15 protein-coding genes are annotated in these 15,665 nt (G+C 46.5%); 4 read left to right on the top strand and 11 right to left on the bottom strand.

Features of this window, described 5'->3' with window-relative positions; all coding sequences use genetic code 11:
* Positions 1-7 precede the first annotated feature (7 nt).
* The 5 genes from ESB13_RS02355 to ESB13_RS02335 all read right to left on the bottom strand — a co-directional run bounded on the left by ESB13_RS02355 (position 8) and on the right by ESB13_RS02335 (position 7,455).
* Positions 8-676 (bottom strand): NAD-dependent epimerase/dehydratase family protein, encoded by a 669-nt coding sequence (locus ESB13_RS02355; RefSeq protein WP_129001430.1) that lies wholly within the window; start codon positions 674-676, stop codon positions 8-10.
* A gap of 64 nt (positions 677-740) precedes the next feature.
* A complete protein-coding gene (locus ESB13_RS02350; RefSeq protein WP_129001429.1) occupies positions 741-1,667 on the bottom strand; it encodes a hypothetical protein in 927 nt (308 codons plus the stop codon).
* A 51-nt stretch (positions 1,668-1,718) separates the two neighbouring features.
* Positions 1,719-3,038, bottom strand: a complete 1,320-nt coding sequence (locus ESB13_RS02345; protein ID WP_129001428.1) for a BamA/TamA family outer membrane protein — start codon at positions 3,036-3,038, stop codon at positions 1,719-1,721.
* Positions 3,039-3,426: 388 nt separating this feature from the next.
* A complete protein-coding gene (locus ESB13_RS02340; RefSeq protein ID WP_129001427.1) occupies positions 3,427-5,640 on the bottom strand; it encodes a glycoside hydrolase family 3 C-terminal domain-containing protein in 2,214 nt (737 codons plus the stop codon).
* Positions 5,641-5,811: 171 nt separating this feature from the next.
* Positions 5,812-7,455 (bottom strand): DUF6377 domain-containing protein, encoded by a 1,644-nt coding sequence (locus ESB13_RS02335; RefSeq protein ID WP_129001426.1) that lies wholly within the window; start codon positions 7,453-7,455, stop codon positions 5,812-5,814.
* 301 nt (positions 7,456-7,756) lie between these two features.
* Between ESB13_RS02335 and ESB13_RS02330 the strand changes: the two genes are divergently transcribed.
* Positions 7,757-8,725, top strand: a complete 969-nt coding sequence (locus ESB13_RS02330; protein ID WP_129001425.1) for a cation diffusion facilitator family transporter — start codon at positions 7,757-7,759, stop codon at positions 8,723-8,725.
* A gap of 57 nt (positions 8,726-8,782) precedes the next feature.
* The gene (pepE, locus tag ESB13_RS02325) at positions 8,783-9,487 is read left to right on the top strand and encodes a dipeptidase PepE (protein WP_129001424.1); all 705 of its coding nucleotides are present in this window, start codon (positions 8,783-8,785) and stop codon (positions 9,485-9,487) included.
* On the opposite strand, the gene ESB13_RS02320 is transcribed toward pepE, so the two are convergent.
* Positions 9,480-10,475, bottom strand: a complete 996-nt coding sequence (locus ESB13_RS02320; RefSeq protein ID WP_129001423.1) for an EamA family transporter — start codon at positions 10,473-10,475, stop codon at positions 9,480-9,482. The genes pepE and ESB13_RS02320 overlap by 8 nt on opposite strands.
* A gap of 146 nt (positions 10,476-10,621) precedes the next feature.
* On the opposite strand from ESB13_RS02320, the gene ESB13_RS02315 reads away from it, so the two are divergent.
* Positions 10,622-11,056 (top strand): SET domain-containing protein, encoded by a 435-nt coding sequence (locus ESB13_RS02315; protein WP_129001422.1) that lies wholly within the window; start codon positions 10,622-10,624, stop codon positions 11,054-11,056.
* Positions 11,057-11,062: 6 nt separating this feature from the next.
* Here the strand turns inward: ESB13_RS02315 and ESB13_RS02310 are convergent, their stop codons facing one another.
* From ESB13_RS02310 to ESB13_RS02295, 4 genes are all read right to left on the bottom strand, one after another.
* Entirely contained in the window at positions 11,063-11,461 is a 399-nt protein-coding gene (locus ESB13_RS02310) for a LytTR family transcriptional regulator DNA-binding domain-containing protein (RefSeq protein WP_129001421.1), read from the bottom strand.
* A complete protein-coding gene (locus ESB13_RS02305; RefSeq protein ID WP_129001420.1) occupies positions 11,462-12,109 on the bottom strand; it encodes a response regulator transcription factor in 648 nt (215 codons plus the stop codon).
* 302 nt (positions 12,110-12,411) lie between these two features.
* On the bottom strand, positions 12,412-14,055 hold the full coding sequence (locus ESB13_RS02300; protein WP_129001419.1) for an ArnT family glycosyltransferase: 1,644 nt from the start codon (positions 14,053-14,055) through the stop codon (positions 12,412-12,414).
* Positions 14,052-14,630, bottom strand: a complete 579-nt coding sequence (locus ESB13_RS02295; RefSeq protein WP_129001418.1) for a phosphatase PAP2 family protein — start codon at positions 14,628-14,630, stop codon at positions 14,052-14,054. Before ESB13_RS02295 ends, ESB13_RS02300 begins: the two co-directional genes overlap by 4 nt.
* A gap of 178 nt (positions 14,631-14,808) precedes the next feature.
* Between ESB13_RS02295 and ESB13_RS02290 the strand changes: the two genes are divergently transcribed.
* Positions 14,809-15,189, top strand: a complete 381-nt coding sequence (locus tag ESB13_RS02290; protein WP_129001417.1) for a DUF6496 domain-containing protein — start codon at positions 14,809-14,811, stop codon at positions 15,187-15,189.
* 47 nt (positions 15,190-15,236) lie between these two features.
* On the opposite strand, the gene ESB13_RS02285 is transcribed toward ESB13_RS02290, so the two are convergent.
* Complete coding sequence (locus ESB13_RS02285) at positions 15,237-15,605, bottom strand: hypothetical protein (protein ID WP_129001416.1); 369 nt, start codon at positions 15,603-15,605, stop codon at positions 15,237-15,239.
* Between the last annotated feature and the right edge of the window lie 60 nt (positions 15,606-15,665).

Here is a 15,665-nt window from a genome sequence, read left to right as displayed (position 1 = left end):
CAATATGTTACCTGATTTTTCCTTCTGCAAGGGCTACGATATCTTTTACTTCTATGATGCGGCGGGGATAGCCTTTATTTACCACATTGATCATGGCCAGGCCTACTTCTTTCAGTGTACAGAAGCCGCCGGGAAAGAGTTTACGGCCTAAGGGGTACATCCAGGCGATCCAGCGGAAAAAGCTTTTGATATTTTTTTGTCCCTCTGTTGGTTTCATGAATCCCGGGCGGAACATATATGCAGCGGGGAACAGTTCTGCCAATGCGTTTTCGGTAGCACCTTTTATGCGCGCCCAGGCAATACGTCCTTTTTCAGAGCTATCGGTGCCAGCGCCCGATACATAACAAAATGTCATGTCGGGGTTATACTTTGCCAGCAGGCGGGCAAAATTCATTGTCAGGTCGAACGTGGTGCGTTTATATTCTTCCTGGCTGATGCCCAAGGAAGAAATTCCGAGGCAGAAATAACAGGCGTTATAACCGGAGAGCTGTGCTGCAATTGGTTCCAGGTCGAAGAAGTCGCGATGTACTATTTCGTGCAATTTTGGATGGGAAAAGCCCGAAGCTTTCCGGTTGATGATGAGGACGGATTCCACATCTGGGTTTTGCAAACATTCCATCAATACCCCTTCACCTACCATACCTGTTGCACCGGTTATTATTGCTCTGATATTCATTTTCCAGATTTTATTTTAAGTACAAAGTTCCGGTATTTATTAACGGTATGCTTTGCTATAAAGTTCATTTCACATTGTTCTGTGGTTCAAATGGATTTGTGATGCCGCCAAAACAATAGGCGCCGCACCAGTCGACCAGCAACAATTTAAAGTGTTCCATTATGTTCATGAGCTCATCGTCCATTACAGGCATTGCAGGCAGGCACAGGACCCGGATATGATCATTGGTAGAGATCCCGTAGTAGGTATGGTGTTCCGAAGCAATTGTAAAGCCGTTTTCCACCCATCCCGACCTGCGCAAATACAATGGACCGATAACAGGTTTATGGAGCTGGTCGAGGAAGCTGTTCCAGGGAATCAGAAGTGTTTGCGTGAGTTGCCGGCTGCGGGTGTGTTGCTGCCGGTAGCCGGTAAGCGCATCGGGCTGTTCTGAAAGCAATTGTTGTACTGAATGAAGATCTATGGTCACTACGGAGAGGCAGTCTTCTGCAGCCAGTTCTACCTGGCGCCAGTCGGTTTCTTCGATTGTCAGGATATAGGGATCCGGCGATTGAGAACCGCCTTTGGCTATTTCACCTGTAACTGATGGAATAGCAGCGTTATAGGACGCACCCGCGAATACTGATTTAGAATCGAACGCTATTTTAGCAACAGCATCAACAGGTTCGCGGGGTAGGATAGCTGGCTTATCGGCGGCGGTGGTTGGAGCCTGGAAAGGCAGGAGATTGGCGGGCAGTAATTCGTCCTGCACTTTCAGGATAAGTTTTTTACTGAAGAGGTAGTCGGCAGCGGTTTTAGGCGCTGCCTGCATTACGCGCCAGCGCTTGTTGCCGATATCTATCACCAATGGTTTATCAAAAACTTCGGGGAGATTTGAGGCGTCTATTTTAAATATTCCAATTTCCTGACCGGTGTTGTAATTGATCAGGGTTATTTTGATACGTTTAGGCAAGAGACCTGTAAGGGCTTCATAGAGCTGAAGGTAATTCATAGTACCGTGGTTTTAAATAGGTGCTATAAATTTACCCGTAATTTTTCAAAATCAAAAGGCTTCGTTCAAACCCAGGAAAAAGCCCTTCGCACCGTATTTCCCAAACGCATAATCGAGGCAAAGGTTGGTACGTGTATGTTTGTTGAAAAGTACCCTTAACCCTGCCCCACCCCCCGGCTGCCATACCTGGAAGAGTTTTGCACCCGCGTCATCATCAGCTGTTTGCAGATGAAAGAAGGTGACGCCGCTGATGAATTTGTTGCGGAGAATGGGGAAGCGGTATTCAATCTCGGAATAGTTATAGTTTTCTCCTTTAAAATAACCAATGGTATATCCCCTGCCGCTTCTAGAGCCGGGATCTTTGGCGGTACCAGGTAATTCGAGATAAGGAACCCTGCCGCTGATAAGATAGGAACCCCAGTTCCATAAGGCAATCACGTGTTCAGGATTGTAGGCTGAAAGGCTGATGTATTTTCTCAGATCAGCGGTAAACTGGAGGGCATTACGTGTGCTACCCATCCATTCCTGGTTTATACGGATACCTGCATCGAGGTACATTCCTTTATAGGCGCGGTTCTGGTTATCGCGGGTGGTGTACTGCACATTGAATAAAAGGCCATTCGCCATATAATGATCTCTTTCGAAGCCATATTTATCGCTGTAAATGTTGTAGGGGGTTAATGTGCCCGCTGCGTTCCTTTCGTCGAGCTTGCGGCGGATATCGAAGGAGACGCCGGCGCCTACGAGAAGGTTTTTCTTTACTTCTTTATACACTTTTTCGCGGAAGTTGTAGAACTGGCCATGCAGAGCGCGTGGTTTTCTATCGGCGTTGGCGAGGATCTGATCGGTTTCGGAGCCGGCGGGTGCTTTGCCGATGCCCAGACCAAAGTCGGGGGTAACAGTTTTGGCAGCAACCAGGCTTCCCTGGAAATTCCATTTATTACTGTTGGTGTAGACGTTATGGCTGATATAAAAATAGATGATGCCCTTGGTGGTTATCGAGGCCGAGGTTGCAGCTACAGACAACAGCGTATTAGGGTCTTTTCCCAGTTTCCGTCCAGCTACAGCTTTGATGCCTATCTGCGCGCCGATGCTGGGGTTGGCGGCCACATTGGGAATAACTATGATACCGGAAGATTTGCGGGAGACACTGTCTCTTTTCCTGCCGGGATGGAAGATGGCGCTGGCAAGGTTGCCGACATCGTATTGCTGTGCTACACTATCGGGATGCAGTCTCTGCCTTTGTTCACTGCGGGCTGCGGGTGCATTTTTAGTGGTATCGGCGGGTACGGGGATCTGTGCCCGGCTTTGACAATAGCAAAGCGTGAGCAGCAGCACTGATAAGATGGTACGGATAAGCGTTGTTTTCATAGTTATAGCATACCAAACAAATTTCAAACCAATGAGAGTGGCAGGTAAATGGCAGATGGTAAAAAAGGGGGTGGGTCATAAATAAAAATAGCCGCTGAGAATTGCTTAAACGCGAACCCGGCTCCATCAGGTACCCGAATAAAAGGAGGCCGTATCGCACTTATGATACGGCCTCCTTTTTATTAAGTATATCCCCATGATACAATAGCAGAAAATAGATAAGCCGACAATACTACCATGAGCATACCATAACCGCAGTTGTATCGCACTTACATCGCACTTGTATCGCACTTGCATCGCACTTACCCCTCCCCGCCTTTACCGGGTTGGGCTTCTATAGCTCAAGGCCCGGACTTCTTGAGTCAAACCCTGAACAAATAGGGAGGGATTATTTCAGGGTAAATGGAACTTTTGTTTTTACATCGGCAGCGGAAGCGCCAATGATGGCTTCAAAAGCTCCTGGTTCAGCTACCCACTCGTGTTTACCGGCGTCGAAGAAACTAAGCGCTGCGGCATCGATGGTAAAGCTCGCTTGTTTTTCTTCCCCTGCTTTCAGCTGTAGCTTCTGGAATCCCTTCAGTTCTTTCACCGGGCGGGGAACAGAAGATTTTACATCGCGGATGTATAACTGAACCACTTCGGCACCATCGCGTTTGCCGGTATTCTTTACGGATACGGTAAAAGTTATTTTATCGCCGGCATTCATTTCCGATCTATCGGCAGTAACCTTTCCATAGGTGAAGGTGGTGTAGCTTAGTCCATGTCCGAAGCTGAACAGCGGCGCTTTGTTTTCTTTTTCGTGCCAGCGGTACCCCACGAAGATGCCTTCTTTATAAGTTACTTCCTTGCCGCCGGGGAAGGCGTTGAGGGCATGGGCTCCATTGTCTTCGAGTTTAACGGGGAAAGTGAAAGGCAGTTTACCTGAGGGATTGGCATCACCTACCAGCACATCGGCGAGGGCATTGCCAGCTTCGGAACCCAGGAACCAGCCTTGCATGATAGCGGGTACTTCTTTCACCCAGGGCATGGCTACAGCGTTACCGGAGATGTTTACCACTACCAGGTTCTTATTCACTTTGGCAAGTGCGCTTATCAGCTTATCCTGATTGTAAGGCAGTTCCAGTCCTTTACGGTCGGAGCCTTCGGCGTCCTGGTGGTTACTTTTGTTTAAGCCGCCGAAGAAGATAACGATATCGGCGTCTTTAGCTGCATCGCAGGCTTCCTGCAGTAATACTTCCGGAGAGCGGGTATCGGCTAAATTCTGACCAGACACTACGCCATTATAAGATCCGGAGGCATCACCCACATAACCACGGGCATATACGATCTGTGCCTGTGAGCCGATCCTGTTTTTTAAACCATCGAGGGGAGAGACCTCTTTTTTTACTTTCAGCGAGGAGCTACCACCGCCCACCGTCATCATTTTCACGGCGTTCTCGCCCACTATAACTATCTTTTTAGCTGTTGCCAGGTTTATAGGCAGTACGTTTCTTTCGTTTTTCAGCAATACGATGCCTTCTTCCGCAATGTCACGGGCTGCTTTGGCATGTTCTTCTGTGGCGAAGGAGCCGAAAGGCCTGTTTTTATTCATGCTGGTAAGAAAGCATAAACGCAGGATCCTTCTTACTTTTTCGTCGAGTTCTTTTGTTGACACTTCGCCGGATCTAATGAGATCGAGGTAAGGAGAAGCGAGGTAATAATATTCGTAAGCGTTCTTTTTTCCTTTAGCAAGCCCATCGGTACCGGTCCCGAATTCGAGATCGAGGCCATTGAAGATAGACTGCTTTGTATCGTGAACCCCACCCCAGTCGGAGACCACTACTCCCTGGAATCCCCATTCTTTGCGGAGGATATCGTTCAGCAGGTATTGGTTGTGGCAGCAGTGCTGGCCTTTGTACTGGTTGTAAGCTCCCATTATAGACCAGGTGCCACCTTCCTGTACGGCGGCTTTGAAGGCAGGGAGATAGATCTCATAAAGCGCGCGGTCGTCGACAACGACGTTCACGTCCATACGATTGGTTTCCTGGTTGTTGAGGGCGAAGTGTTTTACGCAGGTGGCCACACCATTTTGCTGTACACCTTTGATGTAGGGCACGACCATCTGACCGGAAAGGAAAGGGTCTTCACCCATGTATTCGAAATTACGGCCGTTCAATGGCGACCTGTAGATGTTAACGCCGGGGCCAAGTAATACTGTTTTATTCCGGTAGCGCGCTTCCTCGCCTATTGAATTACCGTAGAGGAGAGAGATATCCCTGTTCCAGGTTGCTGCCAGGCAAGTTAAGGCCGGGAAAGCTGTACACGAGTCGTTCGTCCAGCCGGCCTGTGACCATTCGTCCCATAATACTTCGGGGCGGATGCCATGGGGGCCGTCGGTGGTCCAGACTTCGGGGATACCTAACCGGGGAACGCCTTTGGAACTGAATTTGGATTGGGCGTGACACATAGCTATTTTTTCTTCTACGGTCATTTTGGAAAGCGCGTCTTCAACGCGTTCGGAGATGGGCTTGCTATCGTCGAGGTAAACAGGCAGCTTTTGCTGTGCTTTTAGTCCTGTTATGCCAAGAAGCAAGAAGGCGGCAATCGTAACGTGTTTCATCATGATCTATAAATGGTTTAAAGAAATCCGGAGCAGGAGGTGAAACTATAAAACAGGAGAACCCGTAAACTGTTCATATAAAAAAAAGTAGCGCACTAAAATATTAATGAATTGAAAACAAACAAGTTACAATTATTTCATTTAGCAAAAAAGTAGTGTGCCGGTAGTAGAAAATCAGGTATTTGCCGTGAATTGCATCCCAATTTTCATGATACTGCTTTCAAATTCATCCCTGGAGACAGCGGCTTTATTGCGCGTACGGGTGCGGTAATTGTAAATAGTGCTGAGGGAATAGCGGAGGAAAGCGGCAATTTTTACGCTGTCGGAAATGCCCAGCCTGATGAGTGCGAAAATGCGTAATTCGGTGTTGAGGAGCTCGCCGCTGCGCAGCACCACCTGTTCCTCGGGCAGGAGAAGGCGATTAAAATCCTGTACAAAACCGGGGTAAAGATGGAGGAAGATGGAGTCGAAATTCCGGTAAAGTTCGTCGAGTTCGTCATCGACCAGGGATGTGGAGCGAAGGAGGTCGAGCAGTTCGTCCATTTTCCTGGAGGTAGCTTTTTGCTGGAGTGTTTTGCGGTAGTTTTCGAGTTTATTGATGTAGGAGGAACAGAGGTCGAAGAAATGAGCGATATATTCTTCTTTTACGTGGTTGGCCTCGGAGAGCTGGGCGTTGCGTTCGCGGAGCTGTTCGTTAGCATGTACTATTTCCGTGTTGAGTGCTGTAAGTTTCCGGCTTCCCTCATACAACTCTTCGCGCATGCGGGAGAGCTTTTTCATTTGTTTATAGACATAGACAACTGCCAGGATTAAGAAGCAGGACAGCAGGCTAATGGCCCAAAGGGCAACCTGGAGCTGGCTTTTGCGGGCAGCTTCGCGTTCCTGGTAGGCGGCATTGATGATGGAAAAGAATTCGGATAGCTGAATGGTCCGGAACTGCAGTTTACTGAATAGGGCATCTTCTATTACTGAGCGGGTATAGAGGTAGGCCCTGTCGATGTCGCCATTGGCATAACAGATGAGGGCGAGGTTGAGGATCGAGGCCTGGTCTTTCACGGCATTGCGCAGATCGGCAATGGCAGAGCGGGCGTAGTATAGTTTTTCGAGCTCCTGGTTTTTCTGTTTTCCGTAGATCTTGGCGAGCAGGTAGGCGGCCATGGCGTATTCGCTATGCTCTTCGGCGAGTAAGGGCAGTAAACGGAGCAGGTTTTGTTCTGCTATCTGCGGGTGTCCGAGCTCTATATCGCGTTCGGCAAGCAGGAGCTTGCAGGACGATGATGCAGTGTCGATGACTGCAATAAGAGAATCGCGGTAGGTAGCAGCGCGGCTGCGGTATCCACCTGCGTGTCCCTTGCTGCTGGTACTATAATGCTCAAAGAAACGCAGGCGTGCTTCGTAGTAAACAGGCACAAGGCCTGCAGGCAGCTGGTGGACGTTTACAGAATTCAGCAGGTCTTCTGCTTCGAGATAGCGGCCAACGAATGAGTAGATAGACGCCAGTTGGAGAGCGGCTTCCTGAAGTTGTTCTTTATTACCGGAATGTTGTACGGTTTCGAAGTTCGTGCGTACATAAAACAAGGCCGAATCGAGCCTGAATTTGCGGAAGGCATCGTACATAGCTTTGTTGTAGTCATAAGGCGTCAAACGAATGGCCGAACTGCGGAGAGCGGCAATCTGTTGTTCTTTCCAGGCTGCGAATTTTGCTTTTTCGGCCACAGTTTTATCCAGGACCGCCATTACCGAATCGGCAGGAGTGGCATACCCCATAAGCGATAGCATTATTCCCGGAACGACACCAAGCAAACTTCTTTTGAACACCAGGCAATTGTTTAAGGATCAAATATAACCAAGTTAGGTAATAGCTGCCCGCCGGGAGCGGTCTATAGGAGGGATAAAAAGCGGTAAGGGAGCGGCGCACCGAACACGCTAAATCGGCTTCAGGGCAGCTCCAATGCGGCTTTAATACGGCTTTAAAGCAGGTCGAAAGCGGCATTGGAGCGGTTACGAATTTGTTTCGCGTTGCGGAAAAACCGTGATTTATCCAACCATTACTTTTATGCGGACAAGAATGGAGCGCTTTTCGTACCGAACTTTGTACAATTATAAATAACGGCAGGCAATGAACCATAGTCACCCGCATACACATTCAGCAACCTGTAGCCATACTCATTCACATGAGGGAAACGGGCACGGGCACGATCATCATCATGAGGGGCCACATGTACATCCGGTGGTTAAGAACCTCACGCTGGCATTACTATTAAACTTATCATTTACCATTATTGAATTTATAGGGGGGCTAGCCACTAATTCGGTAGCTATTTTATCGGACGCGGTACATGATCTGGGAGACAGTATTGCCATTGCTGTAGCGATGTGGCTTGAAAAACATTCGCTGAAAGGGCGGACGCCTTCATACACTTATGGCAACCGGCGTTTTTCTCCCTTTGCCGCTACAATCACCTCGGTGATACTTGTTGCCGGTTCTGTTTTTATCATTAGTGAAGCCATTCCCCGTTTCTGGCATCCTGAACCTGTAAGTACGGGAGGCATGATGTGGCTTGCGATATTAGGACTTATATTTAATGGAGCAGCTGCTTTGAAATTATCCAAAGGAAGTGATTCACTGAATCAGAAAGCCGTGATGCTTCACCTGCTGGAAGATGTATTGGGTTGGGTTGCTGTGCTGGCGGGCAGTATTATCATGCATTATACGCAGTGGTATTGGATAGACCCGTTATTATCGTTAGCCGTGGCCGTATTCATACTATACAATGCTGTTCGTAACCTCAGAAGCAGCTTCAGGATATTCATGCAGGCTACACCCAAAAATATACATCCCGGACAGGTTGAAGAAGCATTATTGCAGATACCGGATGTAATAGCTGTACATGATCTGCATTTGTGGACGATGGACGGCAGTTATATTATCTTTAGCGGCCACCTTGTAGTAGCGGATACGTCGGGTATGCAGGAGGCAGCAAGAGTAAGGCGGGAGGCTATTGCGCTGTTACAGTCGCAGGGAATTCAGCATGCTACCCTACAGGTGGAGACAAGTGATGAACATTGCGGGCTGGAGCGGTGTTAGCATACACAAAAAAGGCACTCCCGTCCACCATCTGCTATCTATTCTTACCTTGCAGGTATGAAAAATATAGTGTTGGCAAGTACGTCTACTTTGCATGGGGAAGAATATCTCTCTTATCTTTTGCCGGTGATGAAAGAGTTGTTTGGCGGGGTCAGGGAAGTGCTCTTTATTCCATATGCACGCCCCGGAGGGATCAGTCATGATGATTATACAGAAAGAGCTGCGGCTGCTTTTGCGCCGCTGCATATAAAGGTGACGGGGTTGCATCGTTTTCCTTCACCTGCTGAGGCGCTGCAAAACGGGGAAGCTTTTTTTACCGGTGGCGGCAACACCTTCCTGCTGGTAAAACAGTTACACGAGCTGGCACTGATGGACGTTTTGCGCCATGAAGTTGAAAACGGGAAGCCTTACCTGGGCACCAGTGCGGGCAGTAATATCGGCGGCTGCAATATGCAAACGACCAATGATATGCCTATCGTTTATCCCCCCAGTTTTGAGACCATGGGGCTTGTGCCGTTCAATCTGAACCCGCATTATCTTGATCCTATACCCGACTTGCCCCATATGGGAGAAACCAGGGAAACCCGGATCAGGGAGTTTCATACCCAGCAGCAAACACCTGTGGTAGGCTTGCGCGAAGGCAGCTGGATACGGGTAAAAGGCAGCGAGATAACGCTGGAAGGCACACGCAGTGCAAGGATATTTGAGCACGACAAAGCACCTTATGAGCTGTCGCCCTGGCATCCGATAGCACTCAGCTAACAGGCTCTGCGGGCCGGGAACGTTGTTGCCTGACAGCGGCGGTGGGCACGGTCGTGTTCTTTTGTTCCGGCGGAACCGCTGCTGTAACAGGAGAGATCTTATTACGGCTTCTCCGGAACAGATATTGTTCGTTAAAGATTATCACAGACAACAATACGATAGCATAGGCCCAAAGCTGCTGCGCATTTACTTCTTCGTGATAATAGGCTACCGCGAGTAAAAAATTCACAAGAGGATTCACATATAGCAGGATACCAATGGCAGAGGAGGTTATTCCCTGAAGCGCCCAAAGATTAAGGAATAAAGGAATAATGGTAAATACTACTGCAATCACAAGTATAAACGCATAAAACGACCATTCTACAGGCACCGCTTCGCGATAAGCCGGATAGAAGGGCAAGGCAAGCAATGCACAAAATACTATCTGAACTGTAAGTACCAGGAAAGTATCGATGCCGGTATTCTTTCGCTGGCTTACCAGGTAAAGCGCATAGGTAAAAGCCACTACAAGGCCATAGAGCATATCTTTCACATGGTTAAAAGAAAGGATCACGCAGCTGAATACGCTGAATACAACTGCCACCCATTGCCATTTGGTAAGACGTTCGCGCAGCAGAAAAAAGGCAAGCACGGTTGTCATAATGGGACAAACGAGAAAAGCAAAAGAGGAAGCGTTAACGCTGATATGGTTCATTACGTAGATAAAAAAGAACCAGTTGGCAAAGAGGAACAGTGCACCACCGAGCGTAAGGCCTGCCACTTCCCATTTTTTACCCGCAGACATATCCCTAAACTGTGCTTTTGCATCAGTTAGTGCTTTACGGCGGAAAAACAAACTTATAACAAGCATTAGTGCAGCGCACAGGAACACACGATAGAAAAGGATATCAAGTGAAGCGTAAGCGGCAAGCGGTTTAAGCACCAGACTAAAAAAGCCCCAGATAACAAAAGAAGTGAGGGCAGCAAGATAATACATCGAAGATTTCATATGACAAAGGTCCATTAAAACAAAGCGAAGTTCAAAGATTCCGGGGGCTCCGGCAATATGATTCTTATCATTGTCAGGGAAGTATATTTTCAGGAAAATGCCTGCGAGGTTATAGTATTACAAAGCCAATACGTAACTTGCCGCTTATGTCATTATTAGAAAAGCAGCTTGTAGTTAAGCGTTCTACCCTTCCTGGTGCAGGAAAGGGTTTATTTACCAAAAAGCTTATTACCAAAGGTACCCGCATACTTGAATACACAGGAACAATAACCACCTGGAAGGAGGTTGATCATAAAAACGGCACCAACGGGTATATTTTTTACGTGAAGCGTAATCACGTAATAGATGCCAGCGGTCACCCCGAATCATTGGCCCGTTATGCAAATGATGCAGGCGGACTGGTAAAAATAAAGGGCGTAGTTAACAATGCTGAATATGTAGAAGAAGGCGTTCGCGTATTCCTGGAAGCTAAAAAAGATATTCCTGCCGGCAGCGAGATCTTCGTTAGCTATGGAAAAGAGTACTGGCAGGTTGTACGATTCAACAAGAAACTGGAAGAAAAAGAAAAAAGGGATAAGTAGTATCCCTTATCCTTCAGCGAATCCAAGGCAATCGGTATACTGTTCCAGCAATGCCAGCGTTTGCTGGTGCAGTGTTCTGCTTACCGGAATCAGTCCTTTCATGCATTGCAGTCTTAATTTCAGGTTTACTCCGTTACCTGCAACTTCGTGTACGTGAATTACATTCACCAGGTATCGTTTATGACAACGGAAAAAGAAGGGATACCGGGAAAGCAGTTCTTCCTGCTTTTTCAATGAGCTTCTGAATAAAACCGAGCAGATACGATCTTCTTCATCGATATAAAAAATGCGGGCATAGTTATCAGCGGCATGAAGGCAAATAACCTTTTCAGGTTCCACGTCCAGCAGTTCCTTTTTATTCTCTCCTTTCAGTAAATATTCCTTTTGTACAGTGTCGTTTTCCATTTATTCTTTCAAATTAAAGTCAGCTACTACCTTATTAATTAGTTTTACCCTGGAGTTTACATTCAGTTTACGGAATACGCGTTTCAGATGCTCATTAACGGTGTGATGTGAAATAAACAGGCACTCTCCTATTTCTTTATTGGTATATCCTTTCAGGATAAGCCTTACAATATCGGCTTCTCTTTCGGTAAGCAGATTTGGTTTTGCCCTGTCTTCACAATGCATGTGTTCAATGTGAAGCAGGTTAAATAACCTTCGTTGCAGATCGGCAGTAAGAAAGCTCTGACCTGCCTTAACATGAGTTATACAAGCATGAAACAAAGGCTGAGTGAATCCATCATTAAGAAACCCTACTACGCCTGCTTTTATGGCCTTAAGCACGAGTTGCTCATTTGAGCCGGTTAAAACCAGTATCAACTCAGCCTTTGGTTGTTCTTTATTTATTCTGACCAGCGTATTTAAGCCCTCGAGATCTGTGGTTGGCCCAACAATAATGATATCGGCCTTTCGGCTTATTTCAGGCAGCGCATGATACCCCCGGAACGAAGAACATGTGAATGCCATGCTAACCCCCTCCGTATTCAGCGCGCTGGTTTTAATATGACAAAGTGCACCTTCTTCTTTTTCAATAATACCTATATAGGTCATAAGAAACCCGGAAATATTAGTTATAGAACAATAGCAGTTTAAAAAGGGGACGAAAAAGAGTAGTGAATGAGTGGCGCAGGATTACCAAAGCCTGGAAGCTGGTATTTTCTTGTTTGCTCCAGGGGCGATGAGCGTACTAAGTTTCACCGGCCAAACTTAAAACGTTATTTCATCTTTATATTACCTTAAGTAAGGCAATTTGAAAATATCTTAATAAGATATCATTGATTTAAAGGACGTTATAAATATAACATCCGGAAATAATGACCGGAAAGGCTATAGAAAAAACCAAAAGATCAGGTTTAATTCTTCTGAATTCGCACTAAAATGAATTTTTCGAGGACATCCGGCCTTTTTTCGGGGTTTAAAAACGCTCCGGTTAATTGGCTGATATGAAACTGATTAAGCTGTTGCAAAGGACGTACCTCCGGCATACTATCCCTTAATTGAGGCCATAATTTTGCCGAAACCAAAACCACCAGCGTATGATATTTACCGGCAAGCCGTTCCAGGTCATCTTCAGACCGCGCATATTCTACCAGGCCAGGAGCATAAAATTCAAAACTATAGAGTACCGACTGCAACATAACCGGCCTGGCTCCGGGTTGTTTTTCTTTCATCCATTTTCCCGCCTCCATTCCGGCCTGATAATGCAAAAGTGCGGGGTAAAAAAACAGGTTCATGAAAACAAATAATAAAGCAGCAAATACCAATCCCCTGCCTGCGAGGTTCATTACACCTCTTTTCCTGAAGAAAAGGCATGCTACGGCTGCAACGGGCAACAGCAATAATACCGGCCGGTGCACCAAAGAGGGATATAAGACCAGTACTGTAAACAATACCACGAGGATGCCCATCAGAATGTATTGTATAATACCTAATGCTTTGATAGTAGATTGTTTTTTTACCTGCAGCAGGTAAGCTGCCGTGATCATGGCAAAATGCGGGAACAGGATCACGATATAGTGCGGCAACTGGAAGCTGGATAGAGAGAATAATAAAAAGCTTAAGGCCGCAGCGCCCCATATGATCCACCGATGACGATTAGCAGGTTCTTTTGTACGGCATAGTTTCACAACTGCTAGATATAAAAATACCGACCACGGTAAAAAGGCCCAGAGGGTTGTATGCAAGAAGAAAGACGGATCGCCTTGTCCTTTAATAGGGCCGCTATTGAAAAAACGGCCGAACTGGCTATCCCAGAAGAAAAAGTGGATACCGGAAACCCCTGTTCTTTCGAACACCAGTTTTTCGGGGTGCATGTCGAACTGAACATATAAACAATAGAGTTCGGGTGTTATGAGCAATAAAGTAAGCAGTAAAAAGATCCACCAGCGCAGGCGGATAAATTCCTTCCATTGTGCAGAAAGCATCCACCATATAACAAAGCCTCCTCCTATTGACAGTAATACAAAAATACCTTTTGTCATGATCGCCAGTGCAGAGAAGAATGCAGCCAAAAGCAGGTGCAGGCCTCGCTGTTCCCTAACATGGCGATATAGATAATAGGTAGCCGCAATAATAAATGCAGTAAGATAGGGTTCTGCCCTTACGTCGAAGTTAGCAAGCAAAGTATGCAGTGCGGTACTGTAAATAACAGCTGTTAACCATGCCGTTTGCTCATCGTATAATAAGGCTGCCAGTTTCCAGGTATACCATAATCCCGCCAGGAAGCATAAGAATGCAGGCAGTTTATAGCCAAAGGCTGTTATACCAAAACATTTCATACCTATTGCCGCTAACCAAAAGGGCATGTGTGGTTTGTCGAGCCAGTCGGAACCATTGCCATAAAGGTTTACCCAGTCGCCTGTAAGTACCATTCTTTTGGAGATGGTGGCGTAGAGGGCACCATCTGGTTCCAGGATTTCGCTCAGCAGACCTGTGGCATTCAATAATACAGCCACTAAAACGAGTAATTGCCAGAAGCGTTGCGCAGTTATCTTCATGATAGAACGGGAGAATTACGGGCGCTAAAATAGCCAAACAATGCCGAAACGCCCCATCCGGCCAACATACCCAACGTGGCACCTGCGAGGATATCGAAAGGAAAATGTTTCCCTACATACACCTGCGCATATCCTATGATGAATGCCCAGATCCATACCCAGTTCCATTTTTTACCGGTGACTAAAAGCACTGCGCGAAACCAGAACATAGCCAGTCCGAAATGATTGGCCGCATGCGAAGAAGGAAGCGAATAGCGACCACCGCAACTAACCAGGCTGCGGATGGTATCCTGAAGATCCGGATCGTAACAAGGCCGTAGCCGGCCAAAGAAAGGTTTTAATAAGCTGCTGCTTCCAAAATCCGTGATGGAAAAGGTTAATATGGTAAGTACAAGAAACCACCAGAACAATGGCTTGATCTTAACAAAGGACCAGATCAACATGAAAGCATACAAAGGAATCCATGTAAGCGGATTTCTCATTAATAACATCAGCCCATCTAACCAACTGACACTCCAGGTTCCGTTGACAGCAGTAAATGCGGCCTTATCCAGGGATTCCCACCATTGTAACATAATTGTTCTACAGTTTTTGGACGACAACTTAGCAGCATTGTGTTAAATAGACATTAAGCGAAAGTTATGTGTACATGAAAAGAAGCGGTATGTTTTCCCCATAAGTGGTGGCAGCAAATTTGCATCGGATTAAGCAGGAAGATATTCCTCTTATTAACTCATTGTAAAATATCATTTTATGGCAAAGTATTCTGAAAAAAGCCAGAAGAAAGTGGCGAGAGCCATGAAAGAAATGAAACAAGGCAAATTAAAAAGCGGCAACAGCAACAAAAAAGTCACCAATCCTAAACAGGCAATTGCGATAGGCTTGTCTGAAGCGCGTAAAGAAGGGGCCAAAACACCGGCACCACCCAAGAAGGCAGCCAAGAAAGTTGCAAGGAAAAAGACAGCTAAAAAAGTTGCGCGTAAAACAAGTACTACAAGAACCGGCGTTAAAAAAGCGGCAAAGAAAACGGTTAAAAAGGTATCCAGAAAAAGTGCGCCTAAGAAAGCAGCAAAGAAGACAGCCAGGAAGAAGGTAGCGAAGAAAACAGCCAGAAAAACTACGTCGAAGCGTTAAGTCTAATTTAAATTACAAGAACCTCCCCCGGGACCTGAGCAATACCATCAGACCTGGGAAAAGTTCTTGTAGTAATATTTTTCTCTTACCACTAACCCGTTTTGCCACTGCTGGACGGACACAGTGCGAAGCAGGAATTTGCGGTTGTCTTTATAAGTATAGATATATTCCCATTCGCTGAATACAACATTTTTTTCCGGATCGAGCGCCTGGTTAAGCAGTTTTGCATGTACCTCTTTCAGCTTCTGCTGGTTGCTGATCTCTATGTCGATACAGTTCTGCTTACCTCTCATTGGCAGCTCTTCGTTTTCTTTTTTTTCAACGTCATCGGCATAATAAAGTTCCATGGCCCGGATCGCTTCTCCGTTAAGGATCAAAAAATTCAATGCCTGTACCTGATCTTTAAGTGTAGCCATACAATCGGAACTAATATTGCCTGCCGGGAAAAATACCTGGCAGTTGCTGAATCCTGCCAG

The organism is Filimonas effusa, assembly GCF_004118675.1.
GTDB lineage: Bacteria > Bacteroidota > Bacteroidia > Chitinophagales > Chitinophagaceae > Filimonas > Filimonas effusa.
Note: the sequence above shows the minus strand (reverse complement) of the source record. Positions and strands in the feature narration are given on the sequence as shown.